Genomic DNA, 19,119 nt, shown 5'->3' with positions numbered 1-19,119 from the left:
TATTTATTAATTTGTAGATAAATTATTTTTTGTTTACTACATTATCTATAATCTTTTGCTCTATTTCTTGCTCTGATAATAAATTTCTAAGTCCTATAACTATTGTTCCAGCTTCTTCTGCTCTCTTAAAGTTGCTTTTTAAAGCATCTGAGCAAAACACTACATCATAGTTTGATGCTTGAGTTTTAGCTTCTCCAACGCTTGAATGTTTTATAGTAACTTGGATATTTAATTTTTTAAATATCTTCTCTATTTTCATTTTTATAATTTGACTTGACCCCATTCCACTTCCACATGCTGCTATTACTTTTAACATAATAATCCCTCCAAAATTTCATATAGATTTTATTTCTTTTAATGTTTAAAGATCCTATTTCTTTTGATGCTTAAATTTATTTATGTAAATTTTTAATTGCTTTCGATTTAATATTTTTTCTTTGTTTATATTATTTGTATTGCTTACATTTATTTTTATTTGTTGGCATTAGCTATTTATATTAGCTAACCACAATTTTAACAAAGTGCCAAAAATGTTAAGGAGTATATTATTATAGTGCATAATATATTGTGGTTAGCTAATTTTAAGCTATTTATTATTTTAATATGAGTGTTATTACTTAATATATTTTTACTAAATAGTAAGTTATTTAGTTATGGTTTACTTATTTTTAATCAGTTATAAATTATTAAATTTCTCCAGCTGCTTTTTCAGCCATATATTCATCATAATTTTCTGCTAACTTGAAGTATCCTTTTTTGTTCTTCATATATTGAATTTGTGGAATAGCTAGTAATGCTAATATAGAGATAGCTACACCTACGTATTGTAATTTGTTCATTAATATACCAATTACTGGCCAAACTGTTGCAAAGTCGAAGTTTCCATGCCATCCTCCAAATTGTGCTAATTGGAAGTAGTATGCTGCAAAAGCTCCACCTATAACTTGGATTACTCCTGATGCAAATGGTATAATCATAGCTGCTCTTAAACCACCTTTTTTGTTCGCAAACACTGCAAAAGTAGCATTATCAAAGAATACTGGTACGAAACCTGTTATTATTAATACTGGGCTCTTGAATACGATTAATCCTAAGATTGCTATAAATTGTCCTATAGCTCCAAATATAAATCCTATAGTTACTGCATTTGGATGTCCGAATCCATATACTGCTGCACAGTCTACTGCTGGCATTGAACCTGGAAGTAATTTGTTTGATATACCTTGGAATGACTCAGTAAGTTCTGCTACGAACATTCTAACCCCAAGTTGTAATATGCTTAGGTAAACTGCAAAGTTAAGTGATTTTTCCATAATGTAGAATATAAAGTTTCTATCTGCTTTAAATCCTGCATCTATTTTGTGTAATAGATCTGGTCCTAATATAAGCATTATTGCTCCAAAGAATAACATCATTAATGTACCAGTTGCGACAACGTTATCATTAAATATTGATAAGAACCCTGGTAATTCTAAATCTTCAATAGACTTTTCTTTATTACCAACTTTTCCTGCAATTTTGTCTGTTAACCAAACTCCAAACATTTGTTGATGTCCTATTGCAAATCCTCCACCTTCAGTAAGCTCTTGACATGCTTCAACTGTAAGGTTAGAAGAAACTGCCCAATATGTTCCTAGAAGTAATCCCATCATAAGTACTACTTTCGTATCTTGTAATTGTGGGAAAGCGAAAATTACTAGCCATAAAACTGTTGATGATTGTTGAACCATTATGTGTCCTGTTATAAACACTGTTCTAATCTTTGTTACTTTTCTAAATAATACTAATAATATATTAAACATAAATGCTACAAGTAAAACAAGCATCATCATTGAAAATGATCTACCTACACTTTCAATAGCTGATTGAGCTGCTGTTTGCCCAAAGTAAGGATCAATAACTGCTGCTGTTAAATTGAAACGATCTTTAAGTCCTGCTAATATAGGTCTAAAGTTATTTACAAGTCCCCCCGCTGCTACATTTAAGATTAAGTAACCAACTGTTGCTTTTATAAATCCAGCAAACGCTTCATATATAGGTCTCTTTAATAATAAGTAACCAATAAGTACTATAAATCCAACAAAGAATGCTGGTTGTGTTAAAATATTAACTTGGAAAAATTGCCATATAGAAACTATAAAATCCATTTAAAATCCCCCTTAAACTTTTGATTTTAATTTTTTAATAAAGCTTTTAGATCTTGTGCTGAATTTGAGTTTAGTAATTTTTCTACAACTTGTTGGTCTTCTACTAATTCACATAGTTCTACTAAATTTTGCATATGTTTTTCATTATCTGTTGATGCTAATACAAAGAATAGTCTTGCATCATGCTCTGCCGTCTCTCCAAAGTGAACAGGTTTTTCTGTTCTCATGAAACAAATTGCAGTATCATTTACCCCCTTTCCTTCTTGTGCATGTGGAATACATATATTAGGAGCAATAACTATGTAAGGCCCAAAGCTCTTTACATTTTCTATTATTGAATCTACATAGCTTGTTTCAATTACTCCTTCTTCAATTAAAGGTTTACACGCAGCCTGAACTGCATCTTCCCAATTATTAAATTCTTTATGGAATGAATATCTTTTATTATCTATTAGCTCTTTTAACATATAGATTACTCCCCTTCTTCATGTACTTCTTTAGTTTTTACTTTGCAAGCTAGATATATACCTAGCTTGCAAAATATCTAGTTTTATAGGAATGAGTTGTATGGAGTATTAATTTCAACTGAGAAACAATCATCAAATCCTCTTGGATAATGATATTCTCTATTATTTTTATCTGCTGGGTAAACAAATTTACCGCCAACTTGCCAAATATATGGGTTGAATTTATATTGTAATCTGTGTTTTTTCATATCATATAGTGCTAATATTTCATTTGTATCAGCTTGGAAATTTGACCATATATCATGGTGGAATGGAATTACAACTTGAGTATTTAAGCATTCTGCCATTCTTAATATATCCACAGATGTCATCTTATCTGTTATACCTCTTGGATTTTCACCGTAAGATCCTAATGCAACATCTATTTTGTGGTCATTTCCGTGTTTTGCATAATAGTTTGAGTAATGAGAGTCTCCTGAGTGATATATATTTCCACCTGGTGTTTTAATTAAGTAGTTAACAGCTTTTATATCCATATTTATTGGCATTGTTCCTACTAAATTTCCTTTTGGTGGCGCTGTGATTAATGCTGTTCTATCAAAAGATTCTAATGCAACTAATTCTATATCTTTTACTTTTACTGTATCTCCAGGTTTAACTACTATACATCTTTCTTTTGGAACTCCCCAAGATACCCATTTATCTACGCAAGCTTGTGGTCCTATAAATGGAATTGATGAATCACAGTTTTGCATAACTGCTGCAGCAACGTTTACATCAATATGATCATTGTGGTCATGTGTTGAAATTACAGCGTCTATTTCCTTTATTGCAAATGGATCTAGAACGAAAGGAGTAACTCTTAAATTCGGTTGTAACTTCTTTCCTCCACACATTCTTGCCATTTGATGTTCTGGATCTATGTAAGGGTTCTTTCTAGTCTTCTTTCCAGTTCCACACCAGAAATCTACACATATATTTGTATTTCCTTCTGTTTTAACCCAAATTCCTGTACAACCTAACCACCACATAGCGAAAGTTCCAGGTGCAACCTTTTCTTCTTGGATTTCTTCATTTAACCATGTTCCCCATTCAGGAAATGTATTTAAAACCCATGATTCTCTTGTAATTTTTTCTACTTGTGACATTGCTATACCTCCTAAAATATATGCATCCTTAATTTATTACTTTGTAAATTTGTTATTTTATTTCTTTATTGTTTTATCTTTTTGTTTTTTTGTTTCTTAATTTTGATTTAATGTTCTTTTTGATTGTTGCTTTTTACTTTATTTCTAATTTTTATTATTATTTTTGTTCTTTTGGTTCTTTTGGTTTGTTTATCTTGTTTGTATCTTTATAATAATCTATTTTTTCACAAAAATCAACACCTTTTTTTATATTCTTTTTATTTTTTCTTATTTTAATTGATTTTTATGTTCTTTTCTTCTATAATAAAGATACAAACAATCATAATTAAACTTTAATTTGTTCATTTTATATTTTTAAGTAGTATATAATGATTTTTTTATTACAATCATGAAGAGATTCTGATTTGTTCATCTTTAATTTTTTATACTTATAATAAGTAATAATATTTTCTTAACAATTTATAAGAGGGGGAATTTTCATGGGTAAAAAAGGTTGGTATTCTTTAAGTAAGAAAAATAAACGGTATTTAGATTATTTAGTTTATATATTATTTGTAATATATATGATTTATTTAATTTCTACTTCTACTGATATTAGACTAAAACTTGTTTATTTATTATTTTCATTAATAATGATATCTTTTGTATTTTTACATGAATATTTGGATAAGCTTTATAAAAAAGCTATTAATGAACTTACTGTAAGCTGTAATCCTGTTAATGGTTTAGAAACTTTATCTAAGCTAGACAAGTATGACTTACTTAAAAGCTATAGAAAATCTATTTTAGTTTATAAACTTTTAGCTTTTAGTGATTTGAATAAGCACAATGAAATAATTGAATTACTAGAAAAGGTTACAATAAAGCCTTTTAAAGCATCTTATGACTTACTATTAATTTATTACTATAGTTTATTTCTATCTTATATAAGCCTTGATAATAGTAAAAAGGTTAAGGAATATTATAATAAATGTATGGACTTGAAAGATAGAAAAGATGTAAGAAAAAAGATTGCTCCTATTTTATCCTGGAATGAAATTTCTGGCATATATAACCTTTATCAAAAGGATTATGTGTTAGCTAAAAAGTATTTCAAAAAGGTAAATGTGACCTTATTAAATAATCGTGAGAAATATTTACATTTTTTCAATTTATCTTTGCTAAAAATCTATGATAATGATTTTATTAGTGCTAAAATCTATTTAGATGATATAAAGAATAATACTACTTCAATGTATATAACATACAAATCTGAAGTTATTTTTAAAATAAAACCTAAAAGATCGGAGGACATCTATAATGGGATTGTATAATTCACTTTCACCAAGGCAACAAAAGATAATTGATTATTTGACTCAAAATAAAGAAGCTAAAACTGAAGAGTTATCTGAGTTATTTAATACAGCTCCTATTACAATAAGAAGAGATTTTAAAGAACTTGAATCTATGGGTTTGGTTCTTAGATATTACGGCGGAGCTAAAATATTAGAAGATGAGGTTTCTAATGAAACTGACATTGTTAAGATAAAAAAACAATCTATTGCAAAATATGCAGCTTCTTTAGTTGAGGATGGAGATACAATTTTTATAAATTCTAGTTCTACTGCTATTTCTATACTAGATTATTTAGAAGATAAGAGAGTTACAGTTGTAACTAATAATGGTAGAGCTCTTGAAAAGAATTTGCCATCTAATATATATTTAATATTAACCGGTGGAGAAGTTTATGGTAGAAAGCATTCTATGATTGGGGATTTAGCAATGCAAGTACTTTCAAACATAACATCTACCAAATGCTTTATGGGAGTTTCCGGAATAAAGCCTGATTACGGAATAAGTACTTCTGTTATACAAGAAACTACAATAAATAAAGAAATGATAAAGCGTTGCACTGGTCCTGTATATATACTTACTACAAGCAACAAAATTGGAATTCATCATAATTTTTCTAGTGGTAAAATATCTGATGTTGATTATTTAATTACTGACTCAGATGCAGATCCTAAAAAAATATCTGAACTTAACTCTGCTGGAGTTAAATCAATCATAATTGATTATAATGAAAATTCAATTTAAATTTAATTATTCTAAAGTTAATAGATAAATTAATAAAGTAGCACAAAAATGCTACTTTATTAATTATAATTTGTATTTAATTTTTATAATCTACATTTTGCCTTCTAAGAAGCTTACTAGGTTATTAACTGTAGCCATATCTTTTCTTTCTAAGTCAGTTGGTTGAAGCTTTACTCCAAATACCTCTTCTATCTTTAATAATACTTCTATTATTCCAAGTGAGTCTAAAAGACCAGCTTCAAATAGGTCTAAGTCTAAATCCTCTCTTATTTCATCTGTTCCTGTTACTTCTTCAAAAATATCTAAAACTTTATCTTCCATTTAAAAATCCTCCTAAAATATAATTTTATCTAAAAAGCCACCCTGAAAATATAAACAATCCAAAGCATGCTACATTGAAGTTAATTGCAATTTGTGTCCATTGGAACCACTTTTCTTTTTTATGTTTTTTATAGAACTTCCATTTTCTTTGAATTATATCTGTTAGCACTAGTACAATTCCTTGGTATAATCCATATATAATATAGAACCAATGAAGCCCATGCCAAATTCCCATAACAAGCATTGTAATTATTTGAGCAAAATGTGAAGCTGTAAATCTACTTTTAAATCTCTTTTTTCTCATTGAGCTTAAAACAATTCTTGAATATAAATAATCTCCAAACCATCTTGATAAAGATATATGCCACCTTGACCAAAATTCTTTCATATCTTTGCTTAAGAATGGCTTATTAAAGTTATCTGGTGTCTTTATTCCTAATATATAGCTTGTGCCAACAGCAAAGGAACTGTATCCAGCAAAATCAAAGAATAAATATAGGCTATAGGCATACATATAATTTAATCCATTAAAAAATGTTATATCTGCTGGTATCTTACTCATCCACATAGTATTAATTATGTATGCTATAACAAATTTATATCCGAGTCCTATAATTATTTTTCTTAAGCCTACATATAAATACTCGTCTAAGTATTCTCTCTTCTCTATTTGCTTATTTAAGTCCTCTTCAAACCTTCTAAATCTATCTATAGGTCCTGAACTTAATGTTGGAAAGAAGATTAAAAAATAAACTAATGTTGAAAATTTAACCTCTTTTATTACTCCATCGTATATTTCTATTATCATTTGTATAGCTTTAAAGTTTAAATATGATAATCCAATAAATCCTATTGGTCCAAAGCTTACAAACACTGATGCTTTCGTTATTATAAGTGGTAGCATTGATGCAAATAATGCCATGTAATAAATTATTTTACTATCTGTCTTTTTTCTTATAAATAAATATGAATATATTACTAGGAATTCGCCTAATATAAACATTATAAACAGAATCATACTAAATTTTACATTTCCGACTATTAACCCCACCATTAATATTGATATAACTACCCCATATGTCTTTATATTTTTTCTTTTAATTCCTAATATTATTGCAGGTATAAATGATAGTAGCAATATATATAGGTATAAATAATCTCCATATTGTGCTAACTTCATTACTTAATTTCCTCCATAAGTTTCTTTCTATCTACCTTATCATTATTATTCACAGGAAACTCCTTTAACATCTTTATATTTTTAGGAATCATATATGTTGGTATATATTTTTTTAGTTCATCTTTTATTATTAAAGTATTTTTCAAATTACTTAGTCCTGTTTCTTTCTCTAATATTACAAAAGCTACTAAATGTGATATTTTTTCTTCCTTATAAGCAGGTAATACTATTGTATTTTTTATATTATTTACTTTTCTAAGGTTGTTTTCAATATCTTCTAATTCAATTCTAAATCCGTTAAGCTTTATTTGAAAATCCTTTCTTCCGCAAAAATAAAGTATGTTCTCTTTATAGTATCCCATATCCCCTGTTTTATAAGCCCTATATTCTTTTCCATCTATAATAGTGTTAAAAAATACTCTGTTTGTCATTTCTTCATTTTGATAGTATCCCTTACTTACACTTTTACCATAGATAGTTATTTCCCCTTTTACTCCTTCTTTTACCTCTCTACCTTCTTCATCTAGTATTTTAATAATTGAACCATCCATAGGGTATCCTATAGGTAATTCTTTTTCAGAACTTAATATTTCATCTGTAATATCTATTCCTGTTATTGCTACTGTTGCCTCTGTTGGCCCATAACTATTTATTATTCTTACATTTGGAAATCTTTCTCTTAAACCTAAAACTACTTTAGGTGGTAAAACTTCTCCTATGAAATACATAGTTTCTATATTAGGCATTAGCTCTTTATTAAATAAATCGTCTTGCATACATACTGCTGCAAAAGCTGGAGTTGATATCCATAATCTCATATCTGATTTTTTTAACTGATTAAATGTTTCTCTCATATTCTCTAAAGTTTTCTTTGATAAGCTAAATAATTTTTTTCCATTTAATAGGCCTAAATAAACAGGCATAACTGATAAATCAAAAGAATAAGAAGGCTGATTTAATATTGATGTATTATCATTTCCTACTTTTAGGTAATCCGTAAACCACTCAGTAAATGAATCTAAATTATTTTTACTTATTTGAACTCCTTTAGGCTTTCCTGTACTTCCTGATGTAAATAATATATAGCAGTTTTCATCATCTTTTACCCAATATTTTTTCTCTATTTCTCTATTTCCATATAAACTGTATATTTCATTTAAAGAATTTATATCTATGATGCTTATATCATTTGATATTTCTTTTTCTGTGCAATTTATAATAATTTTGGGGTTAACTTCCTTTAATATATTATTTATTCTTTCTTCAGGAAAAGTTATATCTACTGGAACATATGCCCTCCCTGATTTTAATGCTGCAATCATAGCTATTAATATTTCATTTTCTTTGTTTCCGTATATAACTATAGGAGTTCTATCATCATTAAATTCCTTTAATAAATAATACGCTAAACTATTTGATTTTTCCTCTAACTCTCTATAAGTCAGCTCATTATCATCAACTACTGCTGCAATTTTATTTTCCATTGAATATACTTTTATGTTTTCTAAAATCTTCATATAATTCTACCTCTTTTAAAATTGATTATAAACGAATGGTAAATCTTTAATTGTTGATACTACAAATATCAAGAATATTGCTATTAGTATAGCTGTTAAAATTAAAGAATCTATTAATTCTTTTTTATCTTTCATCAAAGTACTTATACATTTCCTCACTTATATTTACCCATCCTTTCCATCCTAAATGCATTACATCATACATATAGTACTTTTCATATTCTTTATTTTGTAAATTTAGTACATCAAATCCTTGATCTTTAGCAACTTTCTCAATTGTATTATAGAATTCTTCTCTTTTTTCTATATCCCAACCAAGATGATCGTAATATAAACCATTTATAGGCATTAATATAATAAGTGGTTTTAATCCTAACTCATTATTTACTTTTAAAAGTAATTTAAAATCATCTAGCTCTTTTGATCTTAATAACTCCTTACCCTTCATCCTATCTTTAGATTTATCATAGTTATCTTTAAGATATTTATCATAATAAGATTCAGCAACATTTATATGGTTGTCCTTAACCTCTTCTGCACCTTCTTTTTCGGCTCTTAAATATTCTTCATTCCAATTTATATCTTTGAGATTTTTTTCTGTATTATTCTTATCCCCTAACGGTTTTAATGTTTTAATCACTTGTACTTTATCTTTCTCTTCTAGCATATATTCTTTAAATTTGTAATATGGTTTTAATAAAAATAATGCTATGTTAGAAATTACATTATCTTTAAAATATAATTTAGCATATAATGCCTCTTCACCATATTCTTCACTTTGTTTTAATAATGATGATACCCTTTCAGCATAATACTTTTTGCTATCTTCACTTATTTTATTATTATTAAAAAACTGGTAAAACTGAAGTTCCGAAAAATTAACACTGAAATCATTTCCATGCATACCTTTCTCATTATCAAACCACTGTGCTGATATAATAATTGCAATTTTATCTTTAGAATTTATGTTTTTTGTGCTACTTAAAATTGTAGAATGTTGTAAAGACTGGGTATGTGCTCTCCCATAAATACTTATATCATAATTCGCTTCCTTAAAAGGAAAAGTGTTTATAGGATTTTGATTTACGTCCGAACTTAATTCTGATGATCCTAATAACATTAAATCTCCTTCATCATTAATTAGGTCCTTTAAGACCCCTCCCCTATCTCTAAGCAAATGATTATAAGTATGCTTAATACCTGTTAAATCCTTTTTCCCTATTAACTCATTATACTTTTTGTCTATAATTCTATTAAAGAAAAAAGAAAAAACCGTAATAGTTATTATTGGTATTATAAAATATCTGTATTTTTTCATTTATTACACCTACTAAAATCTATTTTTTATTTTAATTAATTAATAATTATATTTTTACATTTTCATTACACTCCTTCAAATAATTTACTAATACATTGAATATTTTACCAGATTTTTCTTAAAAAAACCTTAACTATTTATTAATTTTACGCTTTTTTATATTTTTTATTTTATACTATAATTAATAATCGATTAAATATTTACTCTAGATAAACTATATTTTTATTACAATCTATACTATTGGAGATGGAGTATTTATTGGTGCCGCAGCTATTGTAACCAAAGATGCTGAGCCCTTCTCTATTATTGCAGGAACAACCGCTAAGAAGAATAAAAGTGGAAATATAAATTAATGTTAAACAAGAATTATATAGGAAGCATACTATTTATATATTATAAAAAAACTAAGGTAGATATGACATTAGACATACCTACCTTAGTTTTTTTAATATAAATATTATAATTTATAAATTTTTTCTCTATTATTAACAACTTCTTTAGTTGCATTTCTTGTATCATAAACAACTTTAGCTCTTTCAACTATTTGCTCATAGTCATAAATAGTATGACCAGTTGTTATAACTACCATATCAGCTTCATCAATAATTTCTTTCCAATCTACTGAATGATAAGTCTTTCCTTTATATTTAGCAGTATCACAGAAAGGATCGTTAACTATAACTTCTGCTCCATTCTTTTCTAATAGTTCTATAACTTTAAATGATGGTGACTCTCTGTAGTCATCTATATCATTCTTATATGCTAATCCCATAACTAAAACTTTTGATCCATTTAAAGCCTTTTTGTGTTTATTTAATATCTTCATGATATTTTCTAAAACGAAATCTGGCATAGAATCATTGATTATTCCTGATGTTTCTATAAGCTTAGTGTGATAATCATATTCTTTAGCCTTCCATTCTAAGTAGAAAGGATCTAGTGGAATACAGTGACCACCAAGTCCTGGACCTGGATAAAATGGCATAAAACCGTATGGCTTAGTTTTAGCAGCATCTATAACTTCCCACACATCTATTCCCATTCTATTACATAGTATAGCCATTTCGTTTGCTAATCCTATATTTATATTTCTAAATGTATTTTCTAGAATTTTTTCCATTTCAGCTACAGCTGGTGAAGAAACTTTATGTATTTCTCCTTCTAGCACATTTTCATATAATGCAGCTGCTATTTCTGTACATTCTTCAGTACATCCACCAACTACTTTTGGAGTATTTTTAGTATTGAAGCTCTTGTTACCTGGATCTACTCTTTCTGGTGAGAATGCTAAGAAGAAATCTTCTCCACATTTTAATCCACTTTCTTCTAATATTGGCTTAAGTACTTCTTCAGTTGTTCCTGGATAAGTAGTACTTTCTAATATAACTATCATACCTTTGTGTAAGTATTTAGCTACATCCCTTGTAGAATTTACAACATATGATAAGTCTGGTTGCTTGTATAAATCAAGTGGAGTTGGAACGCAAATACAAACAGTATCTACATCTTTTATAAAGCTAAAATCTGTAGTTGCTTTTAAAAGACCCTTTTCTGTTAATTCTTTTAATTCTGCATCAACAACGTCCCCAATATAGTTTTGTCCTTTATTAACCATTTGTACTTTTTCATCTTGAACATCAAAACCTATTGTTTCGTATCCTGCATTTGCTTTTTCAACTGCTAAAGGTAATCCAACATAACCTAATCCTACTACACCAACTTTTGCAGTTTTATTATTTATTTTTTGTAATAATTCATTTTTTAAAACTGACATAACTTTTCCTCCTAATCAATTAAAAACTTGCTAATTGATATTAATTTTTATTATAGCTTATTTATTAGAATATATTATTATTTTATTTTGCTTATTATATAATCAACTTGCTCTTTTGTTAATTCTGGATATACAGGTATAGCAAAGGTTCTATGTGATAAGTATTCTGATACAGGCATATCTCCTTCTTTGTACCCTAAATTCTTATAAACTTTTTGAAGATGTAATGGAACTGGATAGTAAACACCAGTTGCTATACCAGCCTCTTTTAAATTTGCTAAAACTTTCTCTCTATTTTCTGATTGTAATATATACATGTGATATACATGTTCATTGTAATCCTTACATACTGGAGTTACTAAATCATTATTTTGTAAAGCCTTGTTATAAAGCTCAACTATTTCTCTTCTCTTTGCATTCCAACTATCTATTTCCTTCAATTTAACTCTTAAAATAGCTGCTTGAACTGCGTCTAATCTTGAATTATATCCTATTAAATAGTTGTAGTATTTAAGCGGATTATAAACTGTATCGTTTGCTCCTTCTGCAGTTGCTATTTCTTCATCTATATTATTTAAAAGATTATATGCCTTTTGACCATTTTCCCCACTACCGTGAGTTCTAAGTGCTCTTGCAATAGTAGCTATTTCATCATTATCTGTTACTATTATTCCACCATCACCAGCACAACCTAAGTTCTTTGTTGGGAAGAATGAGAAGCAAGCAACATCACCTAATGTTCCTATTTTTCTTCCTTTATATTTTCCACCTACAGCTTGGCAAGCATCTTCTATAACTAATAAGTTATGCTTCCTAGCTATTTCATTTATTTCATCCATGTCTGCTGTTTGACCAAATATATGTACAGGCATTATAGCTTTTGTTTTTGAAGTTATTTTTTCTTCTATTTTCGTTACATCTATATTGAAAGTATCTTTATTTACATCTACAAATACTGGAGTTGCTCCTACTGCTGAAATGGTCTCTGCTGTTGCAAAGAATGTAAATGGAGTAGTTATTACTTCGTCGCCTTCTTTTATTCCCATTGCTTTAAGTGCAATTACTAAAGCATCTGTACCATTTCCTACTGATATAGCATTCTTAACTCCTATAAATTCTGCAAATTCCTTTTCAAAATCTATTACATTTTTCCCCATTATATAATTAGCTGATGATAGAACATCTAATGTTGCTTTATTTAGCTCTTCCGCTAATGATTCATATTGAGCTTTTAAATCTATTAAAGGTATATTCATTATTATACGCTCCTTTTTATTTTAATTTACAAAAAGCTAACATTAATATTTTATCACATTTATTATGTTATACAATATTTTTATATAAATTCTTAGACTATTCAATAATTAAATGTTAAAATTGTACTATAAAATTTTAATCTTAAGGGGTGTACCAGTATGCTTGATATAATAACTAATAAGTTTTATTTGAAATTGTCATATATTTTTATAAGTTTATCATTTGCAACAGTTATATCAGATTATCCTTTTTTTAATACATTAAATAAAGTAGTCCTATTATGGGGATTAATTTTAGTTCTTATAAATTTACTTGAATTAATTATATTTAGAAGAAGAAAAATATATTTTTTTGAAATATTCCTTTATTTATTTTTAGCTTTAACTTTATTTTTAAATTTAACCCAATATAAACTAAATGTAAACTTAAAGTTTTGGCTAGTAAATTTTATGCTTATGACAGTTATATTTTCTATTGATACTTATAAAAGTAAAGTTAGATTAATTAAAGAATTAAATATTATATCTTACTTTTTTACTTTTATGACATTTATACTTTCATCAATTTCTTTAGTAATGATTTTTATAAATAAAACAATTACTATTGATTTAGGAATTAAGGATGGTGTTCCATTAGTATTAGTTTATAAGGGATTATTTAAAAATGAGAACTCTTTTGGAATAGCTGCATCATTGTCTATTTTAATAGCTTTATATTTATTTTTTACTACTAGAAATAAATATATAAAAATATTTTTAACTATTAACATAACTATTCAAACTATTTCCGTTTTTTTATCAGGGGGAAGAAGTGCTTATTTCCCTTTATTATCTTTGTTATTCGTATTTTTATTGCTTAAGTTTAAAAATATTTATATTAGACTTTCAATTATATTTATTCCAATGGCTATTTCTATAACTTCATTTTTTACCCTTCCTGAAAATATACTACATAAAATATTAACAGGAAGAGAATACCTTTGGATGACTGCCTTTAGATTATTAAAATCTGTACCCTTAGCAGGTGTTGGAAATGTTAATAAGGCTGGTAGATTAAAGGATTTAAGAATGACTTATCTACAGGGATTGGATTTTGGTGGAGTTCATAATATATTTTTAGAAATATCTTGTATTAATGGTATCCCTGCTACAATTTTATTTACTACTTTTATTATTTTTATATTTATTTTTTTCACGAAAAAATTAGAATCTTCAAGTTTTGAATATAAATTAAAATATGGAGTTTTATTTGCCTTATGTATAGGTATTGTACTAATTAATCTTTTAGAAAGCAGTTTAGTTTATATAATTAGTTTCATTTCAATGATTTTTTGGATTTATACTGGCTACTTAGTTGCTATATTAGATAAAGAAAATTAACATAAAAAATACTAAGTCTATACCTTTTTAGACTTAGTATTTTTTATTAGTTATTAATTATATTTTTAACTTCTTTAACTAATTCAATTGCAATATATTCTGCATCTTTTAATTCTAATGTACTATAAACTGGTAGTGAAATTTCATTTACATATTGTGCATATGCATTTGGATAATCTTCTATTTTATACGCTAAATTTTTATACAAAGTAAACATAGGTAATGGCTTAAAATGAACATTTGTTGAAATCCCTTTTTCAGCTAATCTTTGAATCAGTAAATTTCTTTGTTCTTCATTAAACCCCTTTACTCTTAATGGATATAAATGATAAGAGCTTTCAGTACCTTCACCATATTTAGTTAATGGTATTATAGCGAAATCTTCTTTTTCTAATACCTTCGTATAAGTATCAAATATTTCTTTTCTATACTTTAACATATCTTCATATCTTGTTAATTGGACTCTTCCAATAGCAGCATTTATATCTGTCATATTACATTTGAATCCATCTGTAATTATATCATATTCCCAAGCCCCTGCCTTCATCTTAGATAAAGCATCCTTTGATTGTCCATGAAGAGAAGTGAATTTAAGATCTTGATATAAGTTTTCTCTTCCATTGAAGTTATTATCATTGTAAGTTATAGCTCCACCTTCAGCGGTTGTAAAATTCTTTACAGCATGGAATGAAAAACTATGGAAATCACATTGTGCTCCAACTCTTTCTCCTTTATACTTTGCTCCAAAGGAATGAGCTGAGTCTACTAAAATTATTATATCTTCTCTATTCTTTTCTTTTAAAACTGCTTTTATTTTATCATAATCACAAGGTACTCCTGCAAAATCTACAGGCATTATAACTTTAGTTCTTTCAGTTATTAAATCACCAATTTTTTCATAATCAATAAAAAAAGAATCTTTTGCTACATCACAAAATATAGGTTTAATTCCTCTGTGAACTGCTACACTTGCAGTTGCTGTATATGTGTAGGGAGTTGTTATTATTTCATCTCCTTCTTTTATATCAAAAACCTTTAATATAAGTTCCATTGCTGCTGTTGCACTATTTAACGCTACTGCTTTATTTGCTTCACAATACTCTGCTAATTCTTCTTCAAATTTTGCTAAAGTTGGTCCTGATGTTATCCATCCTGATCTTAAAACCTCTACGACTGCATTAATTTCTGCTTCAGTTATATCTGGAGGAGAAAATGGTATTACTTTTATATTATCCATTATTTTCAACCCTTTCACAATTTTAATATGTATATCCCCAATTATATAATTGTAGATATTAAAATTCAAGCTTATCATAGTTTTAAATATAAAAGTAAAGTGTATTGATTTTATTATCAATACACTTTATATAGATTATTCATATAATATACTTTTAAATTTATATTATTGTGTTCTACTTAATAGTTCTCTAAGGTTCTCTATAACTGCTCTAGAAACCACTCCACCAGCTTGTACTATACTATTAGTTGTTTTATTTTTTAAAACTAACTTTTGAGTATAAGTTAACTGACTCTCAGATATTATTACTGGCGATCCATTAAGTGATGCTATAGGTCCTGATGTTAAAGCATCTGCTAATTCTAATCCTTCAGTCACATAGACTTTTTCAGTTACATTCCCATAAAACCTTTCTATAATTTTGGCATTTGTTTCATACCTATTTGCTCCACCTAATCTATTTCCAGAAACATCTTGTTTAGTTATTGAATTAATTTTACTTAGTATATTATCATTAACTGCTGTAGTTCCTCCAATAATGAATGCATTATTTAGACTTTCTGATTTTAACCAATCATAAACATCATTTGAAATACTATTATTCTCAACTAGTATTATTGGCATTTTATCTCTTCCTGATATAGGTGCTATTGATAATGCATCTGCTTCACCATAACCATTAGCAATTGCTACATTTTCTACATCATATAGATTTTGATCAATATACTTAGCAACCTGTAAAGCTGTTTCATATCTAGTAGAGCCTCCTAATCTTATTATATTAGTAACTCCTACTCCTCGAAGCTTATTTTCAACATCTTGCGATACAACTGCTGGACCTCCAACAATAATGGCATTTTTTGCACCTAGTCTCTTTATTTCATCTTGAGTTGATGATGGAATAGAAGTCTTCTCAACTAGTAATAATGGTCCCTTATGATATGAAGCAATTGGTGTTGCTGTTAATCCATCTGGTATAGCATATCCATTTGAAATTACTATAGTTTCTGCTGAATTAAATGAACTTTTACTAAGCTCTACAGCTGTAGCATATCTATCAATTCCAGATTTCACTTCAACTGGCGGTGTAAATATATTAACTAAACTAATATTACTTGCACTTATATATCCTCTATCACTCCAGTTATAGCTTCCATGATATTTATTATCTGCTCCGCCTTTTCCTACTGGTGTATTTCTTTCTGGATATATTTCATAATATTTTTGTCCATTTATAGTAACTTGTTGAAGGTCTGATATTATAAATGGAGTATTTATATATCCACCATATTGATTAGTATCGTTAGTCACATTATATAATAATGAACCATCTCTTTTTATAACTGCATTATTAGTTCTAGCCATACCAACTTGATTAGCATTAGTATCTTTTAAATTAGTATTACCACCTGATAGATACTTGTCTATTTCATATGCAAAGCTTGCAGCTTTTTCTCCCCAGAAAGGATCTGATGCATATTTTACATTTGCACCTCTGTTTTTGTTTCCTAAGAAACCTCCAAAGTATCTCCAATCTGCTGGATCTGCATAACCTCTTGAAATATAGTTCTTAGTAAAGTCTACTACAGAATCTCTTGGTGAAGCAAAACTATCAGCTGAACCTACTGAAGAATCATATGCTTTTAATCCAAATAAATTGTTTTTAGTTTGAGCAATATCTGACATTCCATAGGAAGATTCATTTATTGAAACTGCAAGTGTTAAAAGTGCATTAACTCCATAGTTGTTTTCAACTTCTTTTAAAGCACCACCTAAGTCTCTAAGCTTAGATCCTGATTTAGTGTAGGCATTTATATACCTATTTAAATCATCTGCTGAATAAACTGTCTTACTTCTAAATGGTAGATTACCATAATATAAATAATGTGGATTGCCTCCATTTAATGAATTATTTCTAACTCCTGCCCTATAATCATTAATTAAAGTATTTAATCCTGCTTCAATATTACTTCCATCATAGAAGTAAATTCCATCATAGCTTAAATATCTAACGCCTTCTCTTAAATAAGATGGGGCTTTTCCTAGAGTTTTTGTAAATCCAGTAACCCCTGTTAAATCATAACTTATAAAATGAGTTAACTCTCCATTTTTCACACTATAGTAACTTGGATTTTTAACTTGATTTAAAGGAACTACTATCATATCATAAGTTCCAGATGAAGTATTATTATTTATCCATCCATCATATCCATTAATCATTACTTTAGCAGATGTACCACTCATTTCTAATATAGGTGCATCATCCATATATCCTGGATTAACATATGTAAATGCATCAGTTAATTGAGGATCTTTATACAAATTAACAGTTCCATAAACTGGACTATTATTACTGTACTTTATTACTCTTGCCATTTGATTTGTTGAATAAACAACTTGTCCAGCAAAATTTATTACTGCAGGCATTTGAGAACTGGCTAATGATTGTTCTGGCATTTTTTTTGCAGCATCTACGGCCTCTGATAAATTTTCATAAGCATCAACATATTCAAAGCTTCCATCTGAATTAGCAATTGTTAACTCATATGGCTTATCTGTCATTGGTTCTAGAACTTCTAAGTTTTCTAGAGCTTCTCTTTTCAACTTAAACTCTTCACGTTCTTGCCCTTCTTGTGATGCCATAGAAAAGCTTTTTACATTTGTGTTTATAGCCTTTTTCTTTGTATATTTAGTTCCCTTAAGCTCGCTATTTGAATTAGCATCTAATGTTACCTTTGATTCCTTAATTTCTTCTTCTTTTTTAACTTCTTCTTTTTTTATTTCATTTGAAGAATCTTGTTTTGAAGAATTTTCTTTTAAATCATTGTTTAAAGCTTCATCAGTAACTTTATTTTGCTCTTTATCATTACTGCTATCCTGTTTTAATTCTTCCTTTTTCTCACTGTTATCAACAGCTTGTACATTTTGGTTGCTACTACTTACATCTTCATTTATAGTAGTTTCCTCAATAACTGAATTAACATTGTTCGTAATTGCCTTTGCACTTATATTTGGTACTATAAATGCTATTATTAATAGTTGCGCCACCATTCTTTTTATTTTCTTTAATGACACATTCTCACCTCCCTCTCCATTATATAGCTTATCAATTCACTTGAATTATTTCAATCCTTTATTGTATATTTTTACGTCTTTTACCTTATTATTAAAATAATACTTTAAATCTAATTAAATATTCCTCTTATAATTTTAACTATATTTTTTAATATGAAATAAACGTCTGTACTTTATTAAATTATAAAGAGATGGATAATTTCTTTAATTATCCATCTCTCTA

General features: G+C 27.8%; 15 protein-coding genes. 3 read left to right on the top strand and 12 right to left on the bottom strand.

Going from position 1 to position 19,119, the window contains the following annotated elements; genetic code table 11:
- Window positions 1-22 precede the first annotated feature (22 nt).
- The 4 genes from ACYUEX_RS00695 to ulaG form a co-directional block, all read right to left on the bottom strand.
- Entirely contained in the window at window positions 23-316 is a 294-nt protein-coding gene (locus ACYUEX_RS00695) for a PTS sugar transporter subunit IIB (RefSeq protein WP_460286107.1), read from the bottom strand.
- Window positions 317-686: 370 nt separating this feature from the next.
- Window positions 687-2,147 carry a PTS ascorbate transporter subunit IIC gene (locus ACYUEX_RS00690; protein WP_460286106.1) on the bottom strand — a complete coding sequence of 487 codons (1,461 nt, stop codon included), beginning with the start codon at window positions 2,145-2,147 and terminating at the stop codon, window positions 687-689.
- Between the two features lie 26 nt (window positions 2,148-2,173).
- A complete protein-coding gene (locus ACYUEX_RS00685) occupies window positions 2,174-2,614 on the bottom strand; it encodes a PTS sugar transporter subunit IIA (protein WP_460286105.1) in 441 nt (146 codons plus the stop codon).
- Window positions 2,615-2,697: 83 nt separating this feature from the next.
- Window positions 2,698-3,762, bottom strand: a complete 1,065-nt coding sequence (gene ulaG / locus ACYUEX_RS00680) for an L-ascorbate 6-phosphate lactonase (RefSeq protein WP_411169785.1) — start codon at window positions 3,760-3,762, stop codon at window positions 2,698-2,700.
- Between the two features lie 479 nt (window positions 3,763-4,241).
- Here ulaG and ACYUEX_RS00675 point away from each other — a divergent pair, with 479 nt between their 5' ends.
- Together ACYUEX_RS00675 and ACYUEX_RS00670 are read left to right on the top strand one after the other, a co-directional pair.
- Entirely contained in the window at window positions 4,242-5,075 is an 834-nt protein-coding gene (locus ACYUEX_RS00675) for a hypothetical protein (protein ID WP_460286104.1), read from the top strand.
- Window positions 5,062-5,838, top strand: coding sequence for a DeoR/GlpR family DNA-binding transcription regulator (locus ACYUEX_RS00670; RefSeq protein ID WP_460286103.1), 777 nt, complete (start codon window positions 5,062-5,064; stop codon window positions 5,836-5,838). Before ACYUEX_RS00675 ends, ACYUEX_RS00670 begins: the two co-directional genes overlap by 14 nt.
- 90 nt (window positions 5,839-5,928) lie before the next feature.
- On the opposite strand, the gene dltC is transcribed toward ACYUEX_RS00670, so the two are convergent.
- The 6 genes from dltC to ACYUEX_RS00640 all read right to left on the bottom strand — a co-directional run bounded on the left by dltC (window position 5,929) and on the right by ACYUEX_RS00640 (window position 13,204).
- Window positions 5,929-6,159 (bottom strand): D-alanine--poly(phosphoribitol) ligase subunit DltC, encoded by a 231-nt coding sequence (gene dltC, locus ACYUEX_RS00665; RefSeq protein ID WP_460286102.1) that lies wholly within the window; start codon window positions 6,157-6,159, stop codon window positions 5,929-5,931.
- A gap of 25 nt (window positions 6,160-6,184) precedes the next feature.
- Window positions 6,185-7,339: a D-alanyl-lipoteichoic acid biosynthesis protein DltB gene (gene dltB / locus ACYUEX_RS00660; RefSeq protein WP_460286101.1), complete on the bottom strand. Its 1,155-nt coding sequence runs from the start codon at window positions 7,337-7,339 to the stop codon at window positions 6,185-6,187.
- Window positions 7,339-8,856, bottom strand: coding sequence for a D-alanine--poly(phosphoribitol) ligase subunit DltA (dltA, locus tag ACYUEX_RS00655; protein ID WP_460286100.1), 1,518 nt, complete (start codon window positions 8,854-8,856; stop codon window positions 7,339-7,341). Before dltA ends, dltB begins: the two co-directional genes overlap by 1 nt.
- Window positions 8,857-8,980: 124 nt before the next feature.
- The gene (gene dltD / locus ACYUEX_RS00650; RefSeq protein WP_460286099.1) at window positions 8,981-10,174 is read right to left on the bottom strand and encodes a D-alanyl-lipoteichoic acid biosynthesis protein DltD; all 1,194 of its coding nucleotides are present in this window, start codon (window positions 10,172-10,174) and stop codon (window positions 8,981-8,983) included.
- A gap of 457 nt (window positions 10,175-10,631) precedes the next feature.
- A complete protein-coding gene (locus ACYUEX_RS00645) occupies window positions 10,632-11,948 on the bottom strand; it encodes a nucleotide sugar dehydrogenase (RefSeq protein WP_460286098.1) in 1,317 nt (438 codons plus the stop codon).
- 77 nt (window positions 11,949-12,025) lie between these two features.
- Window positions 12,026-13,204: a DegT/DnrJ/EryC1/StrS family aminotransferase gene (locus ACYUEX_RS00640; RefSeq protein WP_460286097.1), complete on the bottom strand. Its 1,179-nt coding sequence runs from the start codon at window positions 13,202-13,204 to the stop codon at window positions 12,026-12,028.
- 159 nt (window positions 13,205-13,363) lie between these two features.
- Here ACYUEX_RS00640 and ACYUEX_RS00635 point away from each other — a divergent pair, with 159 nt between their 5' ends.
- A complete protein-coding gene (locus ACYUEX_RS00635; RefSeq protein WP_460286096.1) occupies window positions 13,364-14,584 on the top strand; it encodes an O-antigen ligase family protein in 1,221 nt (406 codons plus the stop codon).
- A gap of 46 nt (window positions 14,585-14,630) precedes the next feature.
- Here ACYUEX_RS00635 and ACYUEX_RS00630 read toward each other — a convergent pair whose 3' ends face one another.
- Both ACYUEX_RS00630 and ACYUEX_RS00625 read right to left on the bottom strand, forming a co-directional pair.
- Window positions 14,631-15,812 carry a DegT/DnrJ/EryC1/StrS family aminotransferase gene (locus ACYUEX_RS00630; RefSeq protein WP_460286510.1) on the bottom strand — a complete coding sequence of 394 codons (1,182 nt, stop codon included), beginning with the start codon at window positions 15,810-15,812 and terminating at the stop codon, window positions 14,631-14,633.
- A gap of 174 nt (window positions 15,813-15,986) precedes the next feature.
- Window positions 15,987-18,896, bottom strand: a complete 2,910-nt coding sequence (locus ACYUEX_RS00625; protein ID WP_460286095.1) for a cell wall-binding repeat-containing protein — start codon at window positions 18,894-18,896, stop codon at window positions 15,987-15,989.
- Between the last annotated feature and the right edge of the window lie 223 nt (window positions 18,897-19,119).

This window comes from Clostridium sp. CTA-7, assembly GCF_054768095.1.
This window is presented reverse-complemented; position numbering and strand designations above follow the sequence as displayed.